Here is a 13,192-nt window from a genome sequence, read left to right as displayed (position 1 = left end):
AGAGTTCGTATTTTTAGCGTGATATGACAAAATAAGAGATAAATTAATTTGAGTGTATGTTCTGTTGCCTGATCAAGCGGGAATATTGTATTTTGACAATAAGTTAATCACTCGTATGATACAATGAGAGGTGAAGGTTATCATAGAAATTTTTATGGTGGGTTCATTATCGTTTCATTCACAGTTTAAAAGAAAGAAAAATATAAAGGTATAAAAATTTTAGGGAGAAACGAAAAAAATTTTTAAACTTTCGTCCTAAAAATTTTTTTAGTATGCATTTTTTGAATGAAAACAAAAGGGAAGATAGAGTCTTTGTCTGTACTTGTGCAGCAAAAGAGCTTGAATGTTTACGGAGTAAACAATGCTCTTATTCAGATTCAGAAAAGATATTTTTAAGGCGGCGTCTTCCTTTAATCAAGATATACAATTCGTCGGCCATAATAGCAATGGTACCAAACGTAATAGAAGCGTCAGCAAGATTAAAAATAGCAAAAGAAAAGACGCCATCAATGTAAAATAATATATAATCAATGACATAGTGGAAACGGATACGGTCAATGAGATTCCCGAGTGCTCCACCAATGATAAGAACAATACCAAAGCGCGATAAAATTTTAGTGTGTTTGGTATTTTTCCATAAATATAGAAGAAAAAGGATAATGATTAATGTAAGTGCGATGATTCCCATATAATGGAAAGAAGAAAGAAACGAAAATGCAATACCGGAATTATGTACATGATAAAGAGAAACAAAGGGCAGAAGGGAAATTTCTGTTTCGAGTGGTATGGTATGCATAACCCAATATTTTATCGCTTGATCAAGTCCTATTATAATGCACAAACCCAGAAGAAGAAAAGACAGAGATTTGCGTATCATTTTTTCGCCTCGCACGGTTCAAGTGTTAAATGGGAGCGACGGATTTCATACAGCATGATAGCTGTAGCTACTGCCAAATTAAGTGAATCAGCGCGTCCACTTTGCGGAATACGGACGAGTTGATCACAGCGATTTGCAAGAACATCTGGTAACCCCTGTTGTTCGTTGCCCATCAAAAGTATAATAGAGCTACTTTTAAAATCTATTGTGCGATAATCGACAGAGCTTTTAAGATGCGTACCAACAATTATGCCTTTGAAGTGTGTAGACCAATTTAAAAAGGCGTTTTCATCAAGGCGGTACAATGGTACAGAAAAAATTGATCCCATTGTTGCACGTACTGTTTCGGGTGAAAAAGGATCTGTTGTTTCGCCGATCAAAATAACACCTTTGGCTCCGACTGCATCAGCAGTGCGAATAATTGTGCCAAGGTTTCCTGGATCGCGCACGCGATCAAGGGCGATATAGATATTTTCAGTCAGTTCTTTTATTGTTTCGATAGGGTGCCATTGTTGTTTGAAAACGCCAACAACCGTTTGCGGGTTATCACGGCGAGTTATGGATTCCATAATTTTTTGTGAAGTTTTAATGACAAGACCACCACTGGCCACAGTGCGTGCAGCAGTGTTTTCAATGGCTACATTACCAAGTCCATTTTTAGAAAAAATGAGTGTTTGAATTGTCCAGCCAGAATTTAAAGCATCAATGACCAATTTAAGCCCTTCTGCCATAAAGACGCTTTCTCGATTACGGTTCTTCTTTTGATTAAGCGCTTTAAGGTCTTTAATGATAGGATTGCTAAGGGAGGTAATTTCTTTGACTTTACCGGTTTTTTGTGTACACATGTTTAAGCAATCCAACGGCTAAAAAGAGAAGTGGATAAAGCGCGTCCAGCAGTTTCTTCACGCAAGATGAGTTCTCCTGATTCAATTGTACCTCCGAGATTTATAAATTCATCGCGCATTAAAGTATGAAGTGCATAAAAAGAAATGCGAATAGAATAAGCCGTAAGCACGACAGCGAGTGGTTTGTTAGATAAAAGCCTTCGACAATTTGTGATCATTTTTGGTAAGTGATCGAAAAGTTGCCAAATTTCGCCATGAGGTCCACGTCCATAAGCTGGGGGATCAAGAAGAATCATATCATAAGTTTTTTGACGGCGTAGTTCGCGTTTGACAAATTTGACTGCATCGTCGCAGATCCAACGAATGGAACGATCTGATAATCCTGCTTTTGTCTGATTGGCTTTTGCCCAGATGATAGCTTTTTTAGAAGCGTCAACATGAGTAACATCCGCCCCAGCACGTGCAGCAATCAAAGAGGCAATGCCTGTATAACCAAAAAGATTGAGCAATTTAATAGGACGTTTAGCTTTTGTAATTTGTTCTTCTATTGAACGCCAATGAGCATCTTGTTCAGGAAAAACACCCACGTGACGAAAGGAAGTGAAGCGTCCGAGAAAGGGGAGACCATTCCAAGAAAGTGGCCATGTTTCTTCAAGCTGTTTTTTTGGAAAATACCAGCGGCCAACACCTTCTTCATCTCGGTTTCCTGTGAAAATGGCATCAATATTAGCCCATTTCTCTTGTGATAAGGCTGGTTTCCATAGTGCCTGACCTTCTGGTCGAATAATGCGGTAAGAGCCATAACGCTCTAATTTCCGCCCATTGCCAGAATCAATTAAGGCATAATCGGTGCTGGCTTTTGTTTCTAAAATAAGAGGCAGTGTTTCTTTCGGGTATAGACCGCTAGGGTGCAATTGAAAGCATTTTGTAGACATATTCAGCGTCATGATACCCGCGTTGTAAAGGAGGGTTATTCGAAAGGGTTGTTAAATTTCCGTATAGTGCAGAAATCTAACCTTTATTAAAGCATGTATAGAGAAAAAGGAAAAGAGGACTTTAAATTTGCTATCGAACACAATAAGAACAAAATTGTCTTAAAGTTCTGTTATATCAAGTTTTTTAGCTATTAATATTTTTAATTTTTCAAGTTCAGCTTTGTTCTTTTTAAGAGCTTTGCGAGAGTGATATTGTGCAAGCCAATGGATAATGCTGCTCAATAAAATACCAAGGCCTAAAAAAATAAAAAGCCAAACAAATAAAGGAGCTTGATAGGTGAAATGTTCAGAACTGGTTTGAAAAGGATCAATTGTTAATGTAACTGATTGACGGTTTGCTAAGATAAAAGCGATCAAAAAAATGGTAAGAGGAACCAACAATATTGCTAAGAGGATACGCTTGGTTGTCATAAGTTTATTCACTGATTCAATCGATTACGTAAATCTTTTCCGGTTTTGAAAAAAGGAACCCATTTTTCTTCAACCGCAATGGCTTCACCTGTTCGCGGATTGCGTCCGTTACGAGCTGAACGGCTTTTAACAGAAAAAGCTCCGAAACCGCGAAGCTCAACACGATTGCCATTGGCAAGAGCTGTTGAAATTTCTTCAAAAATAGCATTGACAATATTTTCAACATCACGCTGAAAAAGATGCGGATTTTGACGGGTAATAATTTGCACAAGTTCTGATTTAACCAAAATAGCCTCTCTTTCTCATAAAAAAGATTGTCCTTCAAATTGTGCATTATACGCATGCACGTTACAATATATAAATCAGTGAAAGTAAAATAAAACCAAGAAAAGTCAGATTGCAATATACAAAATTTAAAAATACGTATTATGTAGTTTTTTAAGTTCACTTAGTGGAGGTTTTTTTATCCTTCTCTACATTAAATTATGGGCATTTGTTTTTTGCTGATTTACATTTTCGTTCCTGTTCATTCCTGCTTTTTTGATGCCTTAATGAAGAGTGGAGAATAATAAAACAAGCAATGATAAACCTAAAATTAGAAGGCTTAAAAGTTTTATTGGCTAAAAGGGAAAAAGCATTTCAAAGCCCTGTGCGTTTCTGGGGTTATTGAGTTATAAAATATTACAGTTGAGACACTTAATAAATAAACAAAGACAGGTTTTTCAATGTTCAAGGGGAGTTTATGATAATATTAATAACTCTGATGTACGCAGAATTTATTTGGGAAATCAACTTTCTCTTTAACTTCTCAGATCATTATAGGAAAGCTATTTGAGCTTAAAGAAAGCCACTGCTGTTAGTGTAACATCAATTCCACAAGCTATACAGATTTATCTCATGAAGATCAATGAAACTTCATTCTGCTTCCTAATATCAAGTGTTACAAATATACAGATTCATTATGCGACTAGAATTATCATTAGTACTGGTTTGGTGTTATGATGACATCGTTAAGGCATTTAAATGAAACAGAAAACGTGGTGATTTATAAAATTTTCGTGATGGAGTTTCTTGATTGAAGAGAGAAAGAATAATGGTTTTTAGTTCAGTCATGTATGATAGTCATATTCATCAGTTCATTGTTAAAGATTCTTATTTTTGCCAAAATTTCTTTTACAATCACAACACAGAAGCGTAGTAGTTTTATGCTGATTAAAAGAAGGCATTGTCACGATGGTTTTTTTATTGGTTCAGGTTACTTTTAATTGAGCGGGGAAGACATTGTGGGATTAGCTTTATGATGAGTGATAAATGGGGTTGTGATGAGTTTGGAGGCATATTAGATATCGATAAGGTTTTTGCTTCGTATCAAACGGCCGATATATCAGTGATGATATTCTCAAATATTTTGTTAGTAGCGTAATGTACTTGTATTTTGGTTATCAAATGCGATTTCCATTATTCTTTTGAGTGTGTTGTGCAATCAAAAGCGTATGCGCGCTGTTGCGAACACCGTATTAAGATGAGCGGTTTTAATGCAGAAGTTTTAACGTCTGAAATGCGTTTACGCAGGTGCTTTAGGTGGCAAATAATAATCTAAAGTGAAAATGCTATTTAGTCAGATATGTGTATCACGTTATGGGGTTAATTTTTGCAAATGGGATAGGTTTATGGAAAAAATATACCAGTCCTTGTGACTGAGAGATTGATGAATTTACAGATAATGATTGTTATTGACACTGTTGTAGAGTTTGGCTTTACTGATGAAATCGTTTTTGTTTTTTCCAATGTTGCTAATTATAAGCTGAATATTATTTACTACTGAGTTAAGGTAATTATTGGATGGATTGATTCATCACTTGTATCAATTAGAAAGTGAATACGTATTTTATGATGCAAACGATCAACAGAAATTTATGCCGAGTCCTTTGTTAATTCGTGGATGAGCATTTGGGTGAGTAAAAGGAAAATAAAGCATGGATTTAAGTGATTTAATTGCACCGGAAGCCATTATTCCGGAGCTTAAAGCAAATTCGAAAAAACAAGTTTTGAAAATTCTAGCGGAAAAAGCAGCCGATCTGACAGGCCTTGATGAGCGTGTGGTTTTTGATACCATTTTACAACGTGAAAAGTTAGGATCCACGGGTGTGGGAAGTGGTATTGCGATTCCTCACGGAAAACTTCCTGAGATTGACAAAATTATTGGTATTTTTGCTCGCCTTGAACATCCAGTTTATTTTGAAACTCTTGATGATGAGCCGATTGATCTTGTTTTTCTACTTTTGGCACCTGAGCATGCCGGTGTAGATCACTTGAAGGCTTTATCACAAATTGCACGTGTTTTTCGTTGTTCTGATGTTGTTCAAAAATTGCGCAATACACGTGATGCCCATGCGCTTTATGCTTTGTTAATTCAGCATTCAGCGTTAAATGCAGCCTAAGAAGGGTAGTAAATGATGTTTGCAATGGGGCCAAAAACAAAAGAGTAAATACACGACTGATCGTTTCTAGTTGTATTTATTTTTTCATCCAGGATTACTGATTTTATTTTGTTCGATGAGATTTGCCTAGACTTGTTCGGTGTATAGAAATTGCGATGCGCGTTTCAACTAACACGATTATGTGTAAGAGGTTGTGCGAAACATTTTGTTTGAATGTTTTTTTGACAGTAGATAGTTAAAAAGATGGTCGTTTTCATTCCCAATGTGGTCATAAGCGGTTTTTTAATAGTGTTCTGAGTATTCATGAATTTTTGTTTGTGAAAGGAAAGGCTTTTGAAGTTTACGTTGTGTGCAAGGAATATATTTTTTCAGTATTTCATGATAATTTTCTTGCTTGCAGTATGGTTATATGGTTTTTTCTTGACGATTTAATGTGTACTCATTTTATTTGTTTGAAATTAAAATATAGAAGAGTCATATCGTGTTTTTATGTTCTTGTTTTGAATGAATAGAAATATGCTTTTCATGTATGTGGGGTAGGGTTATGTTTTGTGTACAAAAACAAAATTGGCAGAATAAAATCAAAAATCTGGTTGATGAATAGAAAATTCATGTTTTAGTAATATTTAATAAAGACAACAATTAAACGGAAGAATTATTTTAAAACCATTGAAAAAATCATTATGAAAAGAAGTGAGCTGAATGAAAATGTTTAAAGAGGTTTTTGTTGTTGCATCTATGGTGGTTATGGTTGCTTGTGGAGCTGTACAAGCGCAAGTACCAAGCCGTTTGCAGCAATTCGATGCTTGGGGCGTTTATTCTTATAAATCATCAGGAAATACAATTTGCTATGTATTATCAATGCCTTTGAGTGAACTCCCAACAACCGTTAAGCATGGTGATAATTTCTTTTTGGTTACCAAGCACTCTAATTCGCCTGTTTTGTTTGAACCACAATTCTTGGCTGGCTATACACTTAAAGAAGGGTCAAAAGTTACTGTGATCATTGGGGATGAAGATTTTGAATTTTTTACAAAGGATTCATCAGCTTGGCTATCTTCTCCAAAGCTGGAACAACGGTTTGTTTCTGCTATGCGTTCAGGTATGCACATGACGGTGAAGGCTATTTCAAAGCGAGAAACCTATACGACCTATACCTATTCCTTAAAAGGGGTAACTGCTGCATTGAATGCTGCGCAAAAATGCCATTAAGGTAATGATAATTTTACGTAGCTATCGAACTGGAAAACAATGGCCGTTTCATATGATGTTAAATCAATGGGTGTATGCCAAGCACTCAAAAAATGTGGTGCTATAGTACAGGATAGCCCTAAGCTGTCTTTGATTGGTTTGTTACATGATGAAATGATTCATGCTTTAAGAGCAGTCGGTGTGCCAGAGCGTCAAACGCGTATGCGTGTACGCCAGCTTTGGCATTGGCTTTATGTGCGTGGCGTTTCGCATTTTGATGAAATGTTGAATATTGCTAAACCAATGCGAGAAATGCTCAAAGAGCATTTTTCTATTGCGCGTCCGGAAATCGTTGAAGAACAGATATCAGAAGATGGTACGCGTAAATGGCTTTTGCGTTTTCCTGCACGTGGGGCTGGAAAGCCTGTGGAAGTTGAAACAGTATACATCCCTGAAGAGGGGCGGGGTACTTTATGCATTTCATCTCAAGTAGGATGTACATTAACCTGTTCTTTTTGCCATACGGGAACGCAAACGCTTGTTCGTAATTTGACGGCTGAAGAAATTTTGGCGCAATTATTGTTGGCGCGTGATCGTTTGGGTGATTTTCCTGTTGGAGATGCATCTAATGATGCAAGTGTCTCCGTGACAGGGCGCAAAATTACCAATATTGTTATGATGGGTATGGGTGAACCACTCTATAATTTTGAAGCAGTCAAAAAAGCTTTATTAATTGCTTCCGATGGGAATGGACTTTCTTTGTCGAAACGACGCATTACCCTTTCCACTAGTGGAGTAGTTCCTGAAATTATAAAAACTGGAGAAGAAATTGGAGTCATGTTGGCGATTTCACTCCATGCTGTGCATGATGCATTGCGAAACATTTTGGTGCCTATCAATAAAAAATATCCACTTGCTATGTTAATGGATGCTTGTCGTAGATATCCTGGTCTTTCTAATGCTAAACGTATTACCTTTGAATATGTTATGCTAAAAGATGTGAATGACAGTTTGGATGATGCTAGGCAGTTGGTTCAGTTGCTTAAAGGTATTCCTGCCAAGATTAATTTGATTCCTTTTAATCCATGGCCGGGGAGCCGTTATCAATGTTCTGATTGGGAGCAGATTGAACGTTTTGCTGATGTCGTTAATCAAGCCGGTTATGCTTCCCCCATTCGAATGCCACGTGGACGCGACATTTTGGCTGCATGTGGACAGCTCAAATCTGCTTCAAAGCGTTTACACAAGTCTGAACGTTTGCGATTAGAAAATATTATTGGCTGAATGAATTCAATTTAAGAAGTTCTTGTGATAAGTAAGCGTAAGGCAAAGCTGGTAAAAACGCCTGCGATAACCCAATTAAGGATACGCATGTATAAAGGGTTTTGCTTAAGGCGTATGGACAATTTGTGAGCCATAAAAACCATGAAAATTGTAATAGGTAGAGAGATAGGGATATAAGAGAACCCTAAAACAAGCAATTTTTGTGTAGCCATAGGATCATTAGCATTGATAAATTGCGGTAAGAAAGTCATATTAAAGAGGATACTTTTAGGATTTGTGATATTGATTCCAATGCCAGTAAAGTAGTTGCGTGTAAGACTTTTGTGATTTTGAAATGCCTGTTCTAAAGAAAATGCTGAGTGTTTACGCAATGTTTGAAAGGCAAGCCATAAAAGATAAACTGCACCAGTAATCTTAAGGAGAAAAAAAGCGTTTGGTGAGGCCATAATGAGCGCTGATAAGCCAATAGTTACTGCAATAACTTGGATGGCGAAACCCGTCGCACTCCCTAAAGCGCATACAATGCCAGCTGTTTTGTTTTGTGCAATAGTCCGCTCCACTGACAGCATGATATCAGGTCCCGGAATAAGCGCCACAATTAATGCTGTTGAGGCAAATTGTACCATGATAGGCCATTCAGGTAAAAACGACATATAAGTATCTTTCACATTTGAAAAGAGGTTACCATCATTTATACCTCTTACATATATTTTGTATTTTGCTTTATAATTTTTAATATGAGGAATTTTTTCGCGCTGTTTACATGGTTTCTACTTGAAAGTAAAAGAAAAATATACGCTTAGAATAATAAAATGGAAATATGTTAAGAAATTTGTTTAAGAGAGGCTAAAACACCAATTATTCTTAATATGATTGTAGAATAAAATCGGATGCTAATATTATAATCTTCAGTCGAGGAGAAGCATTGAATCTGTCATCGTAAAACAGAAATGCTGGGTTATTAAAATCGATATGAACAATTTTTACAAAGCATTTGTGCGGGGTTTTGTGTTGCCACTGTTGACGTTCTTGAATATGTGCATATGCGCAATCTTATGAAAGATTTTCGGTGATCGTGCAATTGGATAGATGGTATCTGTATTTTGTATTGCAAAGATTGTCTTCGACTTGTAGCAATAGCTGCAACCAATTCAGGAAGGTCGGAGAATGTTTTTGTTAACGCTTGGTTTGGTTATACAGCGTTTAAGAAGCACTATTTTCTTTAAACAAAAACGATGCTGTTTCCCTTAATGGAGAAAAAAGCATTTTTGTCTGCGTTGCTTTTTCGATTAAATGATATGTGCATGGGTATTAGCCGGTTAGGTTTAACGGGAAAATCACTTTATGGGTGTAAAATTTAGCACTATTGATGAGATAGTGGTTGGGTAAGAAACTAATTTTGATAGCTTGTAGTGTATCTTATTTGAAAGATGAATTAATGCTGCGTTTGCAAAACTGATTTATTATAGTTTAACTGGAACGTAAAAACATTGCAAAAGCGTACACTGATCTATTGCAAGAAAATGCTGAAAATAACCCTTATGTAAAACGCTTAATTTGATGTTGTTTTAATGTGTTTGTACAGATAGATACGCTATTTATTTATCTTTAATTCAATTCCAGAAGATTTATTTTCTTGCTGATAAGTATAATAAGAAAAGCCTAGGATAATGGCAACTAAAACACCAATAATTAAAAAAAGTAAATTACGATTCATAATATTTGTACTTTGTTTATATACGAGTAAGAAAGATTGTAACAAAAATAATAGGTCAGGTATTGATAATGACAAGCTTGGGATAAGAATTTTTTTTAGCTTTTCGCCTGCTATTATTGACGAATAAGTTTAAGAATCATACAGCATATCGTTAAAGAGTTTAATGTTAGGATAAAATAATGATGCGTAATCAGTGTGACACTCTCGGCCTTACGCCCGAATTAATAGATGCAGCTGTTCAATCGAAAGCTTGGCCATTTGAAGAGGCGCGCAAGATTATAAAACGTTATGAGAAAACGGGTTATCCAGAGAGTGTTTTATTTGAAACCGGTTATGGGCCTTCTGGTTTACCGCATATTGGTACCTTCGGGGAAGTAGCACGCACAACCATGGTTCGCCATGCATTTCATATTTTAACTGAGAACAAAGTAAAAACGAAACTTCTTTGTTTTTCTGATGATATGGATGGTTTACGCAAAGTTCCTGATAATGTCCCTGACCGTGAAAAAATGGAGTGTTATCTTGGGCAACCGCTCAATCGTGTGCCAGATCCTTTTGGGGATGGTTACTCTTCCTTTGGAGCTGCTAATAATGCACGTTTGTGTGCTTTTCTTGATCGTTTTGGTTTCGATTATGAATTTGCTAGTGCTGCTGATTATTATAATTCTGGCTGTTTTGATGAAACGCTTTTAGAAATACTTGCCTGTTATGACAAGGTTATGGACATTATTCTACCAACATTAGGTGAAGAACGGCGGGCAACTTATTCACTCTTTTTGCCTATTTCTCCTATTTCTGGAAAAGTATTACAGGTACCCATGATTGCTCGTAATGTTAAAAAAGGTACTGTTACCTATATTGAGCCTGAAACGGGCGAAACCATTGAAACAGAGATTACGGGTGGAAAAGTTAAGTGCCAGTGGAAGGTAGATTGGGCAATGCGCTGGAAAGCACTCGGTGTTGATTATGAAATGGCAGGAAAAGATCTGATCGATTCAGTAACCCTCTCTTCTAAAATCTGTAAAACACTTGATGGTAATCCACCCGAAGGGTTTAATTATGAACTCTTTTTGGATGATAAGGGTCAGAAAATTTCTAAATCCAAAGGAAATGGTTTGAGCATTGATGAGTGGTTAACCTATGCACCGACAGAGAGCTTAGCACTCTATATGTTTTTAAAGCCTAAAACGGCGAAACGGCTTTATTTTGACGTCATTCCAAAAGCCGTTGATGAGTATTATGCTCACCTTTCAGCTTATGGTCGTCAGCAGTTGAAAGAGCAGCTTAATAATCCTGTATGGCATATTCATAATGGTTGTCCTCCACAGATTGATTTGCCTGTATCCTTTGCTATGTTACTGAATTTGGTAAGTGCTTCCAATGCTGAGAATAAAGAGGTTCTTTGGGGATTTATTTCTCGTTATGCTAAAGGAGTCACTGTGCAAACTCACCCAATGTTAGATCGGTTAGTGGAATTTGCCATTAAATATTTTGATGTTTTTGTTCAACCAAACAAAAGATTTCGAAATCCTGATGACAGTGAGCGCTCAACATTGGTAAAAATAGATGCACAATTAGCCAGTCTACCGGAAACTGCTGACGGAAATACGATACAAAACGCGCTTCTTGATGTTGCACGTTTAATGGAACGCTATCAAGATCACAGTAAAAAAAGCCCTGAGGGGGGACCGGGTGTTTCAAATGCTTTTTTTCAAATGCTTTATGAAGTGCTTTTAGGACAAGAACGAGGACCTCGATTAGGGTCTTTTATAGCACTGTATGGAATTAATGAAATGCGTGCACTGATTGCTGAAGTACTTGCTCGACCTGTGGGGGAGAATGATGGAAGATAGAACGCAGGAAGTAAAGCGGCGACGTACATTTGCAATCATTGCTCACCCTGATGCAGGAAAGACAACGCTGACAGAAAAGCTTTTATTGTTTGGTGGTGCTATTCAGCTTGCTGGTGAGGTGAAGGCAAAAAAAGATCGTATTCAAACCCGTTCTGATTGGATGAATATTGAACGTGATCGCGGTATTTCGGTTGTGACATCGGTAATGACATTTGAGTATGAAAATCATATCTTTAATTTGTTAGATACTCCAGGTCATGAAGATTTTGCAGATGATACATATCGCACTCTTACGGCTGTTGACAGTGCTATTATGGTGCTGGATGGTGCGCGTGGGATTGAGCCTAGAACACTGAAATTATTTGAAGTGTGCCGAATGCGGGATATTCCTATTCTCACTTTTGTTAACAAAATGGATCGTGAGGCGTGTGATCCATTGGAAATTTTAGATGAAATTGAAGAAAAACTTGCCCTTGATACTGCACCAATTACGTGGCCTATCGGTGCGGGTAAAGATTTTGTTGGCACCTTTGATCTTCATCATAATCGTTTTCGTCAAAAAGACGATGAGATAACCGCACGGACGGTTTCTGGTCCTGATGAGGTAGCAAATTTTCTTCCCGAAAATCAGCGTACGTCTTTTATTGAAGGAGTGGAACTTGCCCGCAATGTTTGCAAGAATTTTGATCTTCAGGCTTTTCGTGAAGGACATATGACGCCGGTTTATTTTGGTTCAGCTTTACGCAATTTTGGTGTTCGTGATTTGATTAATGCCTTGGTTGATTTTGGGCCAAGACCTCGCGATCAGGTGGCAGATCAACGCAATGTGATAGCTACTGAACAAAAAATGACAGGGTTTGTGTTTAAAATTCAAGCCAATATGGATCCAAACCATCGTGACCGTATTGCATTTTTGCGGGTGTGTTCAGGAACGCTTGAACGTGGAATGAAAACAAAATTGGTTCGAACTGGAAAATCAATGACACTTTCGGCGCCACAATTTTTCTTTGCTCGTTCACGCCAAATTGCCGATCAAGCTTATGCCGGTGATATAGTGGGTATTCCCAATCATGGAACTTTGCGTATTGGAGATACCTTGACGGAAGGAGAAGATATTCTCTTTAAAGGTGTGCCAAATTTTGCGCCGGAAATTTTGCGTCGTGTTTGTTTGGGTGACCCCATGAAGGCAAAAAAGCTTAAAGAAGCTTTGCAGCAAATGGCCGAGGAGGGAGTCGTACAATTATTTATCCCCGATGATGGCTCACCTGCTCTTATTGGTGTGATTGGTGCTTTGCAAATTGATGTTTTAAAAGAGAGACTTAAAGTGGAATATTCTTTGCCGGTGAACTTTGAACCAGCACGCTTTAACGTATGTCGATGGATTTCTTCAGAGAGTAAAGAGGAGCTCCAAAATTTTCTCACGAATCATCGCTCTGCTATCGCTTATGATTTAGATGGTGATCCGGTCTTTCTAGCAGAGAATCATTTTTTCTTAAATTATGAAGCAGAACGGGTTCCGAAAATAAAATTTGCAACCTTTAAGGATTACCAGATACGTTCTGACTAAATAGATATTTG

Annotated in this window: 11 protein-coding genes; 5 read left to right on the top strand and 6 right to left on the bottom strand. The window is 37.2% G+C overall.

Annotated elements, in window-relative coordinates; translation table 11 throughout:
• Nucleotides 1-367: 367 nt before the first annotated feature.
• From lspA to ihfB, 5 genes are all read right to left on the bottom strand, one after another.
• On the bottom strand, nt 368-877 hold the full coding sequence (gene lspA, locus NPX98_RS01175; RefSeq protein WP_269022137.1) for a signal peptidase II: 510 nt from the start codon (nt 875-877) through the stop codon (nt 368-370).
• Nucleotides 874-1,722, bottom strand: coding sequence for a TrmH family RNA methyltransferase (locus tag NPX98_RS01170; RefSeq protein ID WP_269022135.1), 849 nt, complete (start codon nt 1,720-1,722; stop codon nt 874-876). The genes lspA and NPX98_RS01170 overlap by 4 nt, the downstream gene beginning before the upstream one ends.
• Nucleotides 1,723-1,724: 2 nt before the next feature.
• A complete protein-coding gene (locus NPX98_RS01165) occupies nt 1,725-2,657 on the bottom strand; it encodes a class I SAM-dependent methyltransferase (RefSeq protein WP_269022427.1) in 933 nt (310 codons plus the stop codon).
• Between the two features lie 159 nt (nt 2,658-2,816).
• Nucleotides 2,817-3,128: a LapA family protein gene (locus NPX98_RS01160; protein WP_269022134.1), complete on the bottom strand. Its 312-nt coding sequence runs from the start codon at nt 3,126-3,128 to the stop codon at nt 2,817-2,819.
• A gap of 8 nt (nt 3,129-3,136) precedes the next feature.
• A complete protein-coding gene (ihfB, locus tag NPX98_RS01155; RefSeq protein WP_269022133.1) occupies nt 3,137-3,415 on the bottom strand; it encodes an integration host factor subunit beta in 279 nt (92 codons plus the stop codon).
• Nucleotides 3,416-5,104: 1,689 nt separating this feature from the next.
• Between ihfB and ptsN the strand changes: the two genes are divergently transcribed.
• From ptsN to rlmN, 3 genes are all read left to right on the top strand, one after another.
• Nucleotides 5,105-5,569, top strand: a complete 465-nt coding sequence (ptsN, locus tag NPX98_RS01150) for a PTS IIA-like nitrogen regulatory protein PtsN (RefSeq protein ID WP_269022131.1) — start codon at nt 5,105-5,107, stop codon at nt 5,567-5,569.
• 702 nt (nt 5,570-6,271) lie between these two features.
• Nucleotides 6,272-6,781: an invasion associated locus B family protein gene (locus NPX98_RS01145; RefSeq protein WP_269022130.1), complete on the top strand. Its 510-nt coding sequence runs from the start codon at nt 6,272-6,274 to the stop codon at nt 6,779-6,781.
• A gap of 39 nt (nt 6,782-6,820) precedes the next feature.
• Nucleotides 6,821-8,044 (top strand): 23S rRNA (adenine(2503)-C(2))-methyltransferase RlmN, encoded by a 1,224-nt coding sequence (gene rlmN, locus NPX98_RS01140; RefSeq protein ID WP_269022129.1) that lies wholly within the window; start codon nt 6,821-6,823, stop codon nt 8,042-8,044.
• An 11-nt stretch (nt 8,045-8,055) separates the two neighbouring features.
• On the opposite strand, the gene NPX98_RS01135 is transcribed toward rlmN, so the two are convergent.
• The gene (locus NPX98_RS01135) at nt 8,056-8,697 is read right to left on the bottom strand and encodes a LysE family translocator (RefSeq protein WP_269022127.1); all 642 of its coding nucleotides are present in this window, start codon (nt 8,695-8,697) and stop codon (nt 8,056-8,058) included.
• Nucleotides 8,698-9,940: 1,243 nt separating this feature from the next.
• On the opposite strand from NPX98_RS01135, the gene NPX98_RS01130 reads away from it, so the two are divergent.
• Nucleotides 9,941-11,614 carry a lysine--tRNA ligase gene (locus tag NPX98_RS01130; RefSeq protein WP_269022126.1) on the top strand — a complete coding sequence of 558 codons (1,674 nt, stop codon included), beginning with the start codon at nt 9,941-9,943 and terminating at the stop codon, nt 11,612-11,614.
• On the top strand, nt 11,604-13,181 hold the full coding sequence (locus tag NPX98_RS01125; RefSeq protein ID WP_269022426.1) for a peptide chain release factor 3: 1,578 nt from the start codon (nt 11,604-11,606) through the stop codon (nt 13,179-13,181). Before NPX98_RS01130 ends, NPX98_RS01125 begins: the two co-directional genes overlap by 11 nt.
• Nucleotides 13,182-13,192: the final 11 nt, after the last annotated feature.

The organism is Bartonella sp. A05 (assembly GCF_026930145.1).
Classification (GTDB): domain Bacteria; phylum Pseudomonadota; class Alphaproteobacteria; order Rhizobiales; family Rhizobiaceae; genus Bartonella.
This window is presented reverse-complemented; position numbering and strand designations above follow the sequence as displayed.